Source organism: Shewanella oncorhynchi (assembly GCF_030848765.1).
In the GTDB taxonomy this organism is placed as follows: Bacteria; Pseudomonadota; Gammaproteobacteria; order Enterobacterales; family Shewanellaceae; genus Shewanella; species Shewanella oncorhynchi.
On the sequence record NZ_CP132914.1, the window covers coordinates 3,314,038 to 3,328,703 of the forward strand.

At 45.0% G+C, this 14,666-nt stretch carries 13 protein-coding genes; 6 read left to right on the forward strand and 7 right to left on the reverse strand.

Annotation, left to right across the window (positions count from 1 at the left end; all coding sequences use genetic code 11):
• Positions 1 to 261 precede the first annotated feature (261 nt).
• From tyrR to phhA, 3 genes are all read right to left on the reverse strand, one after another.
• Complete coding sequence (gene tyrR, locus RA178_RS14970) at positions 262 to 1,800, reverse strand: transcriptional regulator TyrR (RefSeq protein WP_113938940.1); 1,539 nt, start codon at positions 1,798 to 1,800, stop codon at positions 262 to 264.
• A 268-nt stretch (positions 1,801 to 2,068) separates the two neighbouring features.
• Positions 2,069 to 2,407: a 4a-hydroxytetrahydrobiopterin dehydratase gene (locus RA178_RS14975; RefSeq protein WP_263196492.1), complete on the reverse strand. Its 339-nt coding sequence runs from the start codon at positions 2,405 to 2,407 to the stop codon at positions 2,069 to 2,071.
• 133 nt (positions 2,408 to 2,540) lie between these two features.
• Positions 2,541 to 3,341, reverse strand: a complete 801-nt coding sequence (gene phhA / locus RA178_RS14980) for a phenylalanine 4-monooxygenase (protein WP_306682545.1) — start codon at positions 3,339 to 3,341, stop codon at positions 2,541 to 2,543.
• 322 nt (positions 3,342 to 3,663) lie between these two features.
• Here phhA and galU point away from each other — a divergent pair, with 322 nt between their 5' ends.
• The 6 genes from galU (at position 3,664) to RA178_RS15010 (ending at position 10,789) form a co-directional block, all read left to right on the forward strand.
• The gene (gene galU, locus RA178_RS14985; RefSeq protein ID WP_306682547.1) at positions 3,664 to 4,572 is read left to right on the forward strand and encodes a UTP--glucose-1-phosphate uridylyltransferase GalU; all 909 of its coding nucleotides are present in this window, start codon (positions 3,664 to 3,666) and stop codon (positions 4,570 to 4,572) included.
• Complete coding sequence (gene galE / locus RA178_RS14990; RefSeq protein WP_306682548.1) at positions 4,572 to 5,585, forward strand: UDP-glucose 4-epimerase GalE; 1,014 nt, start codon at positions 4,572 to 4,574, stop codon at positions 5,583 to 5,585. The genes galU and galE overlap by 1 nt, the downstream gene beginning before the upstream one ends.
• 92 nt (positions 5,586 to 5,677) lie before the next feature.
• Positions 5,678 to 6,160: a ferredoxin-type protein NapF gene (gene napF / locus RA178_RS14995; protein ID WP_306682550.1), complete on the forward strand. Its 483-nt coding sequence runs from the start codon at positions 5,678 to 5,680 to the stop codon at positions 6,158 to 6,160.
• A gap of 112 nt (positions 6,161 to 6,272) precedes the next feature.
• Positions 6,273 to 6,722, forward strand: a complete 450-nt coding sequence (locus RA178_RS15000) for a bactofilin family protein (RefSeq protein WP_306682551.1) — start codon at positions 6,273 to 6,275, stop codon at positions 6,720 to 6,722.
• Positions 6,723 to 7,040: 318 nt separating this feature from the next.
• On the forward strand, positions 7,041 to 8,015 hold the full coding sequence (locus RA178_RS15005) for a LysR family transcriptional regulator (protein ID WP_306682553.1): 975 nt from the start codon (positions 7,041 to 7,043) through the stop codon (positions 8,013 to 8,015).
• A 476-nt stretch (positions 8,016 to 8,491) separates the two neighbouring features.
• On the forward strand, positions 8,492 to 10,789 hold the full coding sequence (locus RA178_RS15010; protein WP_306682555.1) for an OmcA/MtrC family decaheme c-type cytochrome: 2,298 nt from the start codon (positions 8,492 to 8,494) through the stop codon (positions 10,787 to 10,789).
• Positions 10,790 to 10,897: 108 nt separating this feature from the next.
• Here RA178_RS15010 and RA178_RS15015 read toward each other — a convergent pair whose 3' ends face one another.
• The 4 genes from RA178_RS15015 to cysQ form a co-directional block, all read right to left on the reverse strand.
• Positions 10,898 to 11,581, reverse strand: a complete 684-nt coding sequence (locus tag RA178_RS15015; RefSeq protein WP_131523788.1) for a DUF2982 domain-containing protein — start codon at positions 11,579 to 11,581, stop codon at positions 10,898 to 10,900.
• Positions 11,582 to 11,638: 57 nt separating this feature from the next.
• Positions 11,639 to 12,340 carry a YdcF family protein gene (locus tag RA178_RS15020; RefSeq protein ID WP_306685416.1) on the reverse strand — a complete coding sequence of 234 codons (702 nt, stop codon included), beginning with the start codon at positions 12,338 to 12,340 and terminating at the stop codon, positions 11,639 to 11,641.
• Between the two features lie 218 nt (positions 12,341 to 12,558).
• Positions 12,559 to 13,476 (reverse strand): fructokinase, encoded by a 918-nt coding sequence (mak, locus tag RA178_RS15025; protein WP_306682557.1) that lies wholly within the window; start codon positions 13,474 to 13,476, stop codon positions 12,559 to 12,561.
• 61 nt (positions 13,477 to 13,537) lie between these two features.
• Positions 13,538 to 14,344, reverse strand: a complete 807-nt coding sequence (gene cysQ, locus RA178_RS15030; protein WP_306682559.1) for a 3'(2'),5'-bisphosphate nucleotidase CysQ — start codon at positions 14,342 to 14,344, stop codon at positions 13,538 to 13,540.
• Positions 14,345 to 14,666 lie beyond the last annotated feature (322 nt).

Here is a 14,666-nt window from a genome sequence, read left to right on the forward strand (position 1 = left end):
CGCAGTCCGCGCCAACGAGGCATGCTCTGTTACTTGCTTTAACGTATTTGTTGCGCGTAGAAATACCCGATGCAGCTCAAGATTCCTATAGCGTGACCAAAATCACATTTAGGTCAATTATTTCACATTTTGTAAACTAATCATTACGCTTATAACCTAGTTACCGCTTATCAATATCTCGGTAAGCAATATGCCTGAAAAGTCGGCAACTAAGTGGAACGATACTGTTACATTGACTGTGTCAACCCATCGAGACTCTGACTAACGGCGCTTGGCTATCTTGTATTCACGCAGTTTATTAGCAATAGCTGTGTGTGATACACCTAGCTTTTTCGCCAACTGGCGAGTGCTCGGGTAGGCCGGATATAATCGACGCAACAAACTCGCTTCAAACTGCTTCATTGCATCGTCGAGATTGCCTTCAAACTCATTATCAAAGTAACCAAAACCTTCGGCGTATGACGGCAATTTCAGCTGTTCTACCGTCAACTCGGCCGAGCCATCCCACATAGACACGGCTCTAAAGACCGCGTTCTTTAATTGGCGTACGTTACCTGGCCAAGCGTAGGTGAGCAAATGATCGCGGCACTGGGCCGAAATCCGCCGAACAGGGCTAGACAACTGTTGACTGTAATGTTCGAGGAACATTTCCGTCAGTGGAATAATATCGACTTTACGCTCGCGTAAGGACGGGATGTGATAACTCAGCACATGGATGCGATAGTACAAATCTTCCCTAAACTCGCCGGTTTGGCATAGTTCAGCTAAATTTTTCTGGGTCGAGCAAATAATTCGTACATCAGCACGCACTTCTTCATCGCCCCCTATGCGTCTAAAAGTGCCATCTTGCAATAGCCGTAGCAGCTTAACTTGAGCCGCCCTAGACATTTCCGCCACTTCATCGAGAAATACTGTGCCCCCCTTAGCTTCTTCAAAAAAGCCTCGTTTGACGACTTTGCCCTGACTGACGTAACCGAATAATTCCTCTTCGGCAGCGCTGTCGGGTAGAGCGGCGCAGTTGATGGCGATAAAAGGTTTTTCACGGCGCATCCCCGCATCATGGCTAGCTCTGGCCATTAATTCTTTGCCAGTACCCGTTTCACCCGTGATCAACAAAGGTGCATCGAGCTGGGCCATACGCCGCGCTTGCTTAAGCACTTCCTTCATCTTGTCACTGCTGGCTAATACATTTTCAAAGCCAGTGGTTTGGTTCTGCAGCGCGTTAAACTGTTTTCCAACGCGCGCAGGGGATTTCAGCGACACCACAGCACCAACCAAGATGGTCTTTTCATCCTCATCGGGTAGGTAAATCGGCAGCATTTCCGCTAAATATTCGTTTGGACCGATTTGTACTCGCGCCGCTTGTGGCAATACTTGTGCTTCACTCAACCAACGGCTGAAGTTAAAACCTTGCACCCAATGATTAAGCGACTCTTCAAGCACTTCGTGCTCACCCATGCCGATATTGAGCAAGGCGGACTCATTAACGATACGGATACGAGCCTTGGCATCGATAGAAAAAACGGAGTCCGGTAAGGTTTTGAGCAGGGTTTTAAGGGCGTAATGTTCTTGCTCTGAGGGCATAAATGACACCGTACGCACATCGTGCACGCTTTCCACTTTGCGGATCTGCGGCATCAAGGCACTCAAGGTTTCAAAACTGATTTCGGCAAATTGTAAGTACAGGAATCCTTGGTTACTGGCATCAATGGCAATTAAATTAATACCATAACGCTCTAACACGACTAAGATATCTTTGGCTAAACCAACACGATCCTGACAGCTGACTTCCAAGCGCATAATGACTGATATTCCCTTTTTTGATTTGAATTTTGGGGATAAACCGTGCAGAGCTATTTTTCGCCTTAGGCTTTACAACAAAAATAACGCTTGCTAGGCAAATCGTTACCTTTGACGAAAACGTCAGCGATGAGGGGAAATAGCAGAGCCCGTATACGTTAGAAGGTTAAACTGAAAGTGGCAAGCCTAGTTTACAGTTGAATTGTAACAGGAAGAAAAAATCAGCATCATAAAACACATTAAGATGCTGATTAAATTGATTAAATAATTAACCTAGTAACTGGTCTGTCTTGGCGGCCATGATGAAGTCATTCTTATGTAGCCCCTTAATGGAGTGCGACCACCAAGAGACAGTCACTTTGCCCCATTCAGTGAAAATGCCTGGATGGTGGAATTCTTCTTCCGCTAAATCCGCCAGCTTATTCGTGAATGCCATCGCCAGTTTAAAGTTTTTAAACTTGTAGACGCGCTCAAGCTGCATTACGCCGTCACGCACTTGCACGCCCCAGTCAGGGATCATACGAATAAGTTCTGCCAATTCTTCATCGGTCACTTTTGGTGCATCGGCTTGGCACGCTTCACATTTCATATTCGATAACGCAGTCATACATACTCCTGTTGGCAACATTAATAGGGATATTTAGTTGCACTTTACTCATTACTTATTAATTACTTAAATCACATGACTAAATTAGATGGCGACTCAAATGACACATCAAAAACCATCCATCGAATCGAGACTAGCTCGCCTTGGCTTTGGGAGGATATTTAGGAGCAAATAAACCTAACTGACGTGCCTTAGTGACATAACTCATGATGTCCATTTTGGCAATTTCATCAAGTATATCAATGTGTTCAATCACATAATAAATCGGCTGCATAATGTCGATGCGATATGGGGTTCGCAGCACATTCAATAAATCAAAAGGCTGACGTTCTGGCACGTCACTTCCCATTGCATATAAAGTTTCACCAGGTGAGCTTAAAATACCGCCACCATAGATACACAAGGGGCCATCTTTAGGCTGTAGCAAGCCAAACTCAACCGTAAACCAGTATAAACGCGCTAAAAACACCCTTTCTTCTTTGCTGGCATTTAAACCTAATTGGCCATACATATGTGAAAAATTAGCAAATGAAGGGTTGGTGAGCAAAGGGCAATGACCAAAGATTTCATGAAAAATATCAGGCTCTTGCAGGTAATCAAACTCTTCCTTACGGCGAATGAATGTCGCCACAGGAAACTCTTTATTGGCCAGTAGTTCAAAGAAACGGCCGAAGGAAATAAGCGCAGGTACGGCTGCCGTTTTCCAGCCGGTGGTCGCTTGCAATACAGTATCAATTTCAGTAAGTTGCGGAATACGATTCTTTGGCATAGCCAAGGCATCTAGCCCTTGCAAATACTCCTTACAGGCACGGCCAGGCAGGTTTATCGTTTGACGGGCATAAAGCTGGCTCCAAATCTCATGTTCTTCTTGCGGGTAGTTGATAAACCCTGTGTCATCAGCTCTGTGAGCGATGTACTCTGTTCCTTTCGTCATAGTCTTCACTTAGTGGCTAGCGCTCATGGAACCATAGTGATCTAAGCCTTTAAATTTGTTAACTCCCTCACACTTTATTCTTGCACCACTACTGTGACGTAAACGTAAAGCAAATATTACAAGGGTATTAAAAACGCCATACAAGTGCACATCACCCATGCTGGATTTAGATGCTCTGTGCTACCTTTGCTAAAACTTACGTCGACTTCGCTGTAAAAATACTTAAATATCCTAAGTTTTCAGCGTTTCTAAATAGCTTTTCTGTGCAGGTCATTTACAATATTGGCCATTAACCGCATCTCCTTGACCTAAAAGGTTCGCAATGAAACAACATCAAATTCGTAAAGCCGTTATTCCTGTCGCAGGCCTAGGCACTCGTATGCTTCCAGCGACCAAAGCAATTCCAAAGGAAATGTTACCTGTTGTCGATAAGCCATTGATTCAATATGTAGTCAGTGAAGCTATCGCAGCTGGGATCAAAGAAATTGTACTCGTGACCCACGCCAGTAAAAACTCTATCGAAAACCATTTCGATACCAGTTTCGAACTAGAAGCCCAATTAGAACGCCGCGTTAAACGTCAGTTACTTGAAGCCGTACAATCTATTTGTCCTAAAGACGTCACTATCATCAGCGTGCGCCAATCTCAAGCTAAAGGCTTAGGTCATGCGATTTTGTGTGCTAAATCTGTCGTCGGCGATGCACCATTTGCCGTATTGCTACCGGATGTGATCATAGATGAAGCCAGCTGTGACCTTCGTAGCGATAACTTAGCCGCTATGGTTGCCCTGTTTGATGAAACCCAAGTCGGTCAAATCATGGTGGAAGGCGTGCCACATAACGTCGTCAACCAATACGGTATTGCCGATGTGAATGGTCATGATTTACAACCGGGTGAATCTGAGCCATTAGTCGAACTGGTTGAGAAGCCAGCCGTGGATGAAGCGCCATCTAACTTAGCCGTTGTAGGCCGTTATGTGTTACCAGCCAGCATTTGGCCGCTACTGGCTAAAACCCCTGCGGGCGCAGGCGATGAAATTCAATTAACGGATGCGATTGCGATGTTAATGAAGCAAGAAACCGTAAATGCTTACTACATGGAAGGTAAGAGCCATGACTGTGGTAACAAGCAAGGTTATATGCGTGCTAACGTTGAATATGCCCTGCGCCACAGCGAAATCGGTGAAGATTTTGCGCACTATTTAAAAACCGTTGTAAAAGGAATTAAGTAATGACGATTTTAGTGACCGGTGGTGCTGGCTATATTGGCACCCACACAGTAGTAGAACTGCTCAATGCTGGTAATGATGTGATTGTATTGGACAACTTGTCTAATTCAAGCATAGAAGCCTTAAACCGAGTCGAGCGGATCACTGGTAAATCGGTTACTTTCTATCAAGGCGATATTCTCAATAAAGCGTTATTGCAGAAAGTGTTTAACGATCATGCTATTGATTCAGTTATCCACTTTGCAGGATTAAAAGCGGTGGGAGAATCCGTCGTAAAACCCCTTAAGTATTATGAGAATAACGTTACGGGTACGCTTATCCTTTGCCAAGTCATGGCAGAATTTAAGGTAAAAAATCTCGTATTCAGCTCATCGGCAACCGTGTATGGCGATCCCGCAAGTTTACCGATAACCGAAGACTTCCCTACAGGGGCAACAAACCCTTATGGTCAGTCTAAGTTGATGGTTGAACATATACTGGCAGATGTACACAATGCCGATCCGAGCTGGAATATCGCACGTTTGCGCTATTTTAATCCGGTTGGCGCCCATGCCAGTGGCCTAATCGGCGAAGATCCTAATGATATCCCTAACAACTTGATGCCCTTTATTGCGCAGGTTGCCGTGGGTAAACGCACCGCCTTAAGCGTGTTTGGTAATGATTATCCGACTCACGACGGTACCGGCGTGCGTGACTATATCCATGTCGTGGATTTAGCCAATGGCCATTTAAAAGCGCTCGCAAAATTGGCCACTAAACCTGGTCTAGTGACCTATAACTTAGGCACAGGCCAAGGATATAGTGTATTAGACATGGTTAAGGCCTTTGAAAAAGCCTGTGGTAACACTATTGCCTACCAAATTGCGCCACGTCGCCCAGGGGATATTGCCGCCTGCTACGCCGATCCAACCCACGCAAGGGAAGATCTTGGCTGGCAAGCGACTCATACCCTAGAAGATATGGCCAACAGTAGCTGGCATTGGCAATCAACCAATCCGAATGGTTATAACTGCTAATAACTTGAATGGCTTGTGGAAATCTCCCAAGCCATTTTTCTTTATCCCTCTAAATACCATCGCTTTACATCATTAACCACCCGAGGAGCAACATGACTCAAAGTATTAATCACAGCCGTCGCAGCCTCTTTAGCCGGCGTAAAGATAATGCGATAAGGCCGCCTTGGGTGCGTGATGATATCGAATTCACCGATGTGTGTACCCGTTGTTCCGCCTGTCTTGAGGTTTGTGAAACTCACATTATCATCAAAGGTGATGGCGGATTTCCTGAAGTCTCCTTTAAGGACAATGAGTGCACATTTTGTACTCTGTGTGCTAAGGCTTGCCCTGAAAATATTTTCGATTTGACTCAAGCACCTTGGCAATACCAAGCCCATATTCAAGAAAGCTGCTTAACCTTTCAAGGGATCTGGTGCCAAAGTTGTAAGGATGCCTGCGAACCAAGAGCCATCAGCTTTGTGCTCAGTATTGGTCAGGCTCCGAGCCCCAAAATAGACCTTGACCTTTGTACTGGATGCGGTGCCTGCTTAGCTCCTTGCCCTAGCAAAGCCATTGAGATAAAACGACCAACTTGATAGAAACACTGTAATTGTATTAACACATGCAGAGCTGTGCTTCTCCTGGATTTTAAGCTAGTATCGCGCCTCTGTTGAACTCAGTGAATCCCTTCTCGAATTAAGTTAATTTATGATGATGTTTGTAAAAAAACTGTTTTTCCCGCCTAAAAAAAGTACCTCTTTTAGCTTTATTGCTCGAGGCACTAAACTCACGGGAAATATCGAATTAACAGGCGACGTGCTTGTTGGCGGTGATATCCAAGGTCAGCTGCTTTCTGAGGCCAATATCACCATAGAACAAGGCGGTATAATTCAAGGTGAAGTAAAGTGCCATGAATTTATCGTCGATGGGCACTTCAAAGGCAGACTCATTTGTGAGCGTTTAGTGATCCAACGTAATGGTGTTGTCGACGGCGAAGTGGCAAGTACCTCAATGCAAATCCTTGAGGGTGGCCAATTTATCGGGATGCGGATTAAAGAAGATGCACCAACCATTTATTCCCATACAATAGGCCATACACCAACAGCAGATCCACTCAACTTACCGTCCGAGCAAAACGACGTCATAGAATCTCGCTAATCCTAAATGCATCACTATCGTTTGCTCGCCGCCTTAGGTGAGCAGACTTTGACTCACTCTTTTAGCTCAATCATTCCTTTCCGCCTGATGTTAAACATAGCGCCTACTCATCTAACTCTCCCCAACTCTCCCCCTTACAATGGTTAAATAATTGTTATTTTGCCGAGAGGGATCACAGTTAATCCGCATGCTGAATGTTAATCTTGGCAGTTAGTATCCATGATATTTGATCGCGGTGGTTCGGGTAATCGCAAGGACACAGAACTCCCCTAATAGCGCCGCAAAAACATTTAAGACTCATACAGGGCAAAATACAAAATGAGCAACTTATTACTAAAACAGATCTGTGAACTCGATGTTTTTACCTTGCTTGTATTTAAAAGTATTTTCGACACTGGGCACGCAAATAGCGCGGCCAAAGCGCTAGATGTTTCTGCCCCCAAAATAAGCCGCTGCCTCAATGCATTACGCCTAACCTTTAACGATGAACTATTTTATCGTCGTCAACAGGGGCTTAAACCGACGCCCTTAGCAGAAAGTCTCTATGTTGCTATTTGCCAGTTTACTGAATCGGTTTATCACCTCGAACAATCTGCAATCCAGATACAAAATGCGGCCATCAATACCGACTTACCGCTGCATATCGCTGCTTGTAATGGTCTGCTAAGCTTTTTAGCGCCTCAGTTAAGCACTCCTGAACTTGCCCAAAAGCTAGGACAAATACGCTTACATAAATGGCAGGAAAATAGCGCTGAGTTGATCCACGCAGGTGCGCTTGATTTTGGGATTACGTTTGAAAGTGCTGAAAATAAAGAATTAAGTTACACCAAACTTGGCTCAATCAATGGCATTTATATCGTTGCAGCCAAGCAACATCCGCTTTGGGACGTTGAGACAAATATTACCTTAGAGCAAATTTGTCGCCATCCGTTTCTATTTCAAGAACTCAAGGGTTTTAACAGTAAAATAGATCCCTTAGAATTATTTTGCCAACGCCAAGGTATCTTATTGCCTACCGTAGAGAAAGTGATAGACAGGGAGGAATGGTATGCCCATCTATTAACCATGAAGAGTGTGGCTTTTTGTTCTAGCATTGATATGCACACAGTTAAACATATGCCCGGATTACATCTCGAGCGCCTTAGCGACATAGAGCTTAATAGACTCCACGAAACTATGATGGCGCCTCATTATTATCTGATTGAGAAACCTGCAATTCATCGGCGTTACAGCCAAAGCCAGTGTGATCTCGTCGTGCGCTCCTTACTTGCCGCACTCGAACCAGCACACTAATACAAAAATAGATTACACACTAAGTTCATCAACCTAGCTTACGTCATGGATGTTAAGTGGGTTAAGTGGGTTTACTGGGCTATACTTCTATTTATCCAAGGCACAATTTAATCACTTTAAAATGCCATATCGTCCCCCTATCCTCGCTCTCTTATCCCATTGCTTTTATGCTCAAAACCTTAACATAACGACTTAAGATTTAGGCTCTCTTAACATCGTTCATTTTGCTTAACCGAAAATGAATTCATCATTTCGACCTAAGTTTAAAGATTGAAATTGTGATACACATCATAGGCTAGCGGCTTAATTTCACTATTTAAAATATCAAAATGCAAAGTTTAGAATTACCATTCACGGGTGTTAAATCATCGTTCACATATCAGATACAAATTTGCAAATACCACTTTATAAGTAGATGAATCCTCCTATATTAGAGGCACTGCACACGCAGTCTTATAGATAGAAAAAGGGACGCGATGATGAAAAACTACAATAAATCTCTACTGGCACTGGCTCTCGTCAGTACCTTAAGTCTTACCGCCTGCGGGGACGGAAGCGATGGTCAAGATGGGGCACCTGGCACACCAGGTACCCCCGGAACACCAGGCACTCCCGGAACACCAGGTACACCCGGAGCCCCTGCGGGTTCCTTCGCAACGACAGCTCAATCCATTACAGATCTGGCATTCACGTTAAGTCCTGCTGACATTAAAGTGACCAGCAGTGAAGGCTTCAGTGTTAAATTTACTGTTACGGGTAAAAATGCAGGCAAAGTAGTCCCTTTCAAAGGACTGGATAAAATTGCAATTTATTCTTTAACAGCAAATGAAAACACCTCAGGTACTGGCGCGCCGATTGAGTGGCAAAATAATGCCACGGCAAATGCCGCTGGCACTTCGTTAACTTGTACTCTAAACGGCCTGAACGGAACTAAAAACGCTTGTACTTTAACCGAAGATACAGCGACGCCAGGCACTTACACAGCAACTTGGACTTATGGTGGCGCAGCGCCAATCATTAATCCAAATGATAATCCAAACGCAGTACACAGAGTCTTTTTACGTGCTTACAACATCGCCGATAGTACTGGTGTTGTCCTATCTGACAAGATTTTGTCTGTACCCGTTGATTTTATCCCTGCAACAGATGAATTAGGTGTATCGGGTAAAGACACAGTATCTAGTGCGGCATGTAAAAACTGTCACGGTGAAGTAGACGGCCATATCGCGAAGATTGAAGCCCACCATAACTACCAAGATGTTAAAAACTGCGTAACTTGCCATAACCCTGATCTCGTTCCAAGTGACGCACAACTGGCCGAAGGTTGGGTATTTGATTTTGCTCCCATGATCCATAGGATCCACGCAGGTCATCACATCAGTGACAGCTTAAGTGGCGAAGCAAAAGAATATTTTGGTGAAGTTGGTTTCCCATCTGATTTGAAAGAATGTAAATCTTGTCATGATGGTGCCCCAAGTTATAACACCAATATTTATGCGCAAGCTTGTGTGGGTTGCCATATCAATGTGAACTTCACCACTGGCGAAAACCATTCAGAATTTGGTTTAGCCCAAGCTGATGATACTCAATGTAAATCTTGCCATGGCAGCGGTAGCTTAACACCTGAAGCTGTACATAGTGTCGGTAAACGCGCTGAGTATGCAAGCCTATTCAAAGTTGACTTTACCAGTGCTGCTGTAGTGACTTCAGCAATACCTGGTATGAAAACATTGACATTAAAAGCCAATGTGACCATGAATGGCGCTGCAATCCCTAACGGAACCGATTTAAAAGTGTATAACGCGACAACTAACCCTACTGGTATGTTTGTGGCTAACGGCTTATTACTGGGTAACGTAACCACTGATGGTACTGTTTACGCTTGGAGAGATGTCAAACCAACAGCAATCGCTCTGACACTGAAAGATGGAACCTTATCTAATGGTGAATTAACTTTCGTAAAAGATATTCCCGATGCCCAAGCTGTAGGTACTATCTACGTCAGTTCAGAAGCCAACGTCTGTATCAAAGCAGGTAAAGTGAGTAGCTGTAATGCCACAGGACTTGAATTTGGCCCAACAAATCCAATTGGTAACACTGCTCCTGTTAAATTCTATAGCTTAGATGCTTCTGCAGTAGTTAAAGCTCGAATGACAGATCCTGCCCGTATTACCGTAGAAGAAGCAAAATGTAACGACTGTCACGGCACCTTAGATTATATCAAGGGCACCAGACACGGAACTTACACCTTTGACCAATGTATGCACTGTCACAACGATACAACGGGTGCATCAGGCCATAAAACAGTGGTTTATAAAGGTGAAGACGGTAGCAAAGTCATTAATCCAGAAGTCACTTTCAATAACAAAGACTTATTCACCGTCGCCCACCGTTTCCACAGTGGTAACTTTGATGTTATCGCAGGGATCTTCCGCGATGCTAATGGTGAATTAGTCGGTTATCCATCACCAGAAACTGCATGTTCTGCATGTCACAAAGATGATGCAAAACTGTTTGCGACTGACGGTGGTTTAGCTTCTGAGAAACGTTCAATCAAAGTGGGTAGCAACTACATTAGCCCAGTAGCTGAATCATGCCGTAGCTGTCACGCTCACTCTGATGCAGCGGCTGTCGCTCACTTTAGAAGTAACGGTGCTGTGGTTGAAGCTGACGCAATGACAGATCCTAACTTACCAGTAGAATCTTGCGCAACTTGTCATGCTGAAGGTAAAACCTACGGTGTAGATAAGGTACACGCAGAGGTAGCACACTAGTACCTTTGGGTTGCCCCTGCACAACCCAAACTTTAATCTCTGCAACTCATTGGGGACCCTAGGGTCCCCTTTTTTTATTGCTGATGATCTTCAATTGAGATTGTAGATTTAACCAGCTGAGCGGCTACATTGTGCAATACGTTGTCTAAGTAACTTAATAAAGTCCTTAGGTTCCCTATCTAAACTGTCATGGGGAATATACAAGTGATACCCTAAACGCGTATCTAACATCACGCAGCGATGCCCAAACATAGCCAATACGCCACGATAACGATCCCCTTCTATCACTAAAGGGCCAAACTCAGCGCCGAGATAAGTTTCTAAAGTCGCTAAGTCTGCATCTTGAGAGGCGGCTGTCACCAGCAAAGGTCGCTGTTCAGTTAATAATCCTGTTGCTAGACGCAGGGAAATATTATCGAGAATGGGATTTAAATGTTTCAGTTTAATGCCTAAATAAGATAACTCTATAGTATCTAAACCATTAGTCACCCGCGGAATATCGACCCGCTGAATATTATCCCAATCGATAGACACTTTGCCGCGGCGATGAAAATAGGTCAGCCCCTTGTCATCTAATGCTAGAGTCGTTTCCGGTTCATATACCTTGGCTAAACCGAGAATGAGTGAAATAGCGCCCAAACTAAAAAACATCAAACCGACAGCAAACAAGGCCGGCCACGTCAGAAACAGTCCCAAACCCAGCACCAGACTTAAGCCTCCCAGCCAAGTTAAGGTTAACCCATTTCGTTTCGATAAAGGACGCACAGATACTATTTCTGACTCAATTGTCATTGTTCATCTTCCTGTTAACACTCACTATCTTTAGACTGAACTTGGCAAACCACACCTTTAACTTACGGCCTTTATCCATAACCACAAACGGCCAATGTATTCGTGAATCGCCCGTTGAGAAGCCACTAAATTATCGGCAGTTAACCGCCACCAAAAATCATCTCGGCCAATAAAATCCGTTGGGGCAGCATCGGGGTGTAAGCCTTTAGTGGCGAAAATAGCCATCGCCCTTGGCATATGAGTGGCCGATGTGACTAAGCGAAAGGGCTCCTCCCCTAACTCCCACTTTAAGTATTGCGCTTCTTCTATCGTATCGCGCGCCAGTGGAAATTGAATAATTCGGCTTTTATCAACACCTAGCTCTACCGCGGCTTTAGCCATCATTTCAGCATGGGAAAATTGAGTGAGTTCACCACCCCAGCCGCTGACGATCAACATACACTCTTGACCCAACTTAAGTTGCCGAATTCCTTCAGTTAACCTTGTAAGGGCTACATCCGATAAGGATTGCACCGCCGTCGCTCCCGCTATATCAGCATGCCCTGAACCTAATACCATCACAAAACAAGCGCCTGTGATGGGTGAGGAATTAATCGGGTAAGCTGATTCTAATGGCCGCACTAAGGTATTCACACTCAGTTGACTGCTTAAAAACAGTAAGAGAAAAAAAGCGCAGGATACTAAGTATTTCGCCATACTGCGACGGCGCCATACTAGAAAAGAAATCAGTAATAACAATAGGATAAAGGGAATCGGCATCATCCCCTGTGAAACAACTTTCTTAACCCAAAACATGATGTCCATGCCAAGCAATCCAAAGGAGCGCAATCATAGCATCAAAATACGGGGGGAACACATCGCACATAAAGCTAGCCCAGCGTTTTACTGGGCTATTGTTTACAAGACTCTAATATCACTAGACGTTGATTTCATAGCGTAATGAGTTCACTGGTTGAGTTTATATCTTCAATAATGGATCACTTTTCCCACAACCAAGCGGCACCGCGCACTCCCGATGAACAACCGTATAGATTCTGTACCACAGGCGTATGACACTCACGCCCCACCACATAATGGGCCAGCAATGCCGGTAATCTTGGGTAAATCGCCGCGACATTCGACATTCCGCCGCCCAACACTATGGCATCGGGATCGAGCATATTGATCACATGGGCGAGTGAACGAGCGAGCCTATCCATATAACGATCAAACGCAGCCACCGCAATGGCGTCACCTTTATCGACTAACAACATAATATCGGCACCTGATTTGGCAGGAGCACGCACTGTACCCGCCGTCGTCAAAGCCGCATTATAATCACGCACAAAGCCAGTTCCTGAGATAAAGGTCTCGATACAATCGGGATTGCCACAGAAACATCGGGTGGTATTGAACTCTTCCTTGGTCATCCAAGGTAAAGGATTATGACCCCATTCACCGCCGATACCATTACCACCACCGTGAACTTTGCCGTTAATTGCCACACCCGCGCCACAACCAGTACCAATAATCACGCCAAACACCACAGAAGCGCCAGCGGCTGCCCCATCGACCGCCTCTGATACTGCAAAACAGTTTGCATCATTGGCAACCCGCACTTCACGCTGCAACAATTCCCCTAAATGTACATCGAGGGGCTGACCATTGATCCACGTCGAATTAGCATTTTTGACTAAACCTGAATAGGGCGATACCACACCTGGAATACCCACGCCGACAGTGCCTTTCTCGCCAAGAGTTGCTTCCGCTTCCTTAACTAAATCAACCACCGCAGCAAGCGTGCCCTGATAGTCACGTGGCGTCGTCACTCGTTTGCGAAATAGCTCATTGCCCTCATCACTCAGTGCGACTAATTCTATTTTTGTTCCGCCTAAATCGACGCCCATGCGCATCATGAATTACTACTCCAGTGTTTAGCTTGCCCTTTCATCAAGTGAGATTGATGCAAGGCAATCGTTATTTTACCCAGCCAGGAGCTGTGGCAATAAAGTAAGGGTTTAAAATGTCAGGTTTTTGATTATAAGTTAATGGTTCACCTGAGTCATAACAGACAACTGTGCCGCCTGCACTTTCGAGCACAGCTTGCGCCGCTGCGGTATCCCATTCGCTGGTTGGGCCAAGTCTGGGATACAGATCGGCACTGCCTTCAGCCAACATACAAAACTTAAGCGAGCTACCCACGCTTAAGATGTCATGCTCACCAAACTGTTGTAAATATTGCGCTAAGCCTGGGCTCAAGTGCGAGCGACTGCCGACAATCATCGGCATTTCGCGTGGCGTGTTGGCGCCCAATAAGGGGCTCTCTTGACCCGCTTGTTGGCGCCACGCACCTAAATGTTTAGCGCCGTAATAGTACGTATCGAGCACAGGCGCATATACTACACCTGCGATAGCAACCCCTTGATGGATAAGCGCAATATTGACGGTAAACTCGCCATTGCGCTTAATAAATTCCTTAGTGCCATCTAAAGGATCAATCAACCAATAGGTTTGCCATTGACGACGCACGTCCCACGCGATATCCGCCGCTTCCTCAGACATAATAGGAATACCGACAAACTGCTTTGCCAATGCCGCCACTATCACGTGGTGCGCGGCTAAATCGGCCGCCGTCACAGGGCTATCGTCCCCCTTATGGCTCACCAAAAAGTCATCTTGACCATAAACCGTCATGATGGCATCGCCCGCCGCTTTGGCAATCGCGACCACTTGCTGTAGATCTTGTTTGGTCAATGTCTGCGCTATTGTCGTCTTGTCTGTCACTGAAACTTCCTTAATGCATTAAATATCTTGGCATTATGCCATTGTCATCCAAGGGGAATTTAGAACAAATTCATCATACATCAAGCAAAATAGACTAAGACTCACGGCTTAAACCGCGGTGCACAAAACCACAAATACACAAAGTGATTACGATACTAAGGCAAGCCATTGGCGCTGAGAAGAGGCTTAAGTCCAGCTGCATTCGTATTCACAGCCTATGTTTTCATATTGATAGTCTACATTTGTCGCTTAAATCTGATTATTGGCGGGCTTATTGTTTTCGAAAGCGTTAATCACTGCGATGACGTAAACGCTTAACGCC

What these genes read in the sequence shown, in the direction of transcription:
- tyrR (WP_113938940.1), bottom strand. Translation starts at nt 1,800, where the DNA reads ATGCGCTTGGAAGTCAGCTGTCAGGATCGTGTTGGTTTAGCCAAAGAT.
- RA178_RS14975 (WP_263196492.1), bottom strand. Translation starts at nt 2,407, where the DNA reads ATGACTGCGTTATCGAATATGAAATGTGAAGCGTGCCAAGCCGATGCA.
- phhA (WP_306682545.1), bottom strand. Translation starts at nt 3,341, where the DNA reads ATGACGAAAGGAACAGAGTACATCGCTCACAGAGCTGATGACACAGGG.
- galU (WP_306682547.1), top strand. Translation starts at nt 3,664, where the DNA reads ATGAAACAACATCAAATTCGTAAAGCCGTTATTCCTGTCGCAGGCCTA.
- galE (WP_306682548.1), top strand. Translation starts at nt 4,572, where the DNA reads ATGACGATTTTAGTGACCGGTGGTGCTGGCTATATTGGCACCCACACA.
- napF (WP_306682550.1), top strand. Translation starts at nt 5,678, where the DNA reads ATGACTCAAAGTATTAATCACAGCCGTCGCAGCCTCTTTAGCCGGCGT.
- RA178_RS15000 (WP_306682551.1), top strand. Translation starts at nt 6,273, where the DNA reads ATGATGATGTTTGTAAAAAAACTGTTTTTCCCGCCTAAAAAAAGTACC.
- RA178_RS15005 (WP_306682553.1), top strand. Translation starts at nt 7,041, where the DNA reads ATGAGCAACTTATTACTAAAACAGATCTGTGAACTCGATGTTTTTACC.
- RA178_RS15010 (WP_306682555.1), top strand. Translation starts at nt 8,492, where the DNA reads ATGATGAAAAACTACAATAAATCTCTACTGGCACTGGCTCTCGTCAGT.
- RA178_RS15015 (WP_131523788.1), bottom strand. Translation starts at nt 11,581, where the DNA reads ATGACAATTGAGTCAGAAATAGTATCTGTGCGTCCTTTATCGAAACGA.
- RA178_RS15020 (WP_306685416.1), bottom strand. Translation starts at nt 12,340, where the DNA reads ATGCCGATTCCCTTTATCCTATTGTTATTACTGATTTCTTTTCTAGTA.
- mak (WP_306682557.1), bottom strand. Translation starts at nt 13,476, where the DNA reads ATGATGCGCATGGGCGTCGATTTAGGCGGAACAAAAATAGAATTAGTC.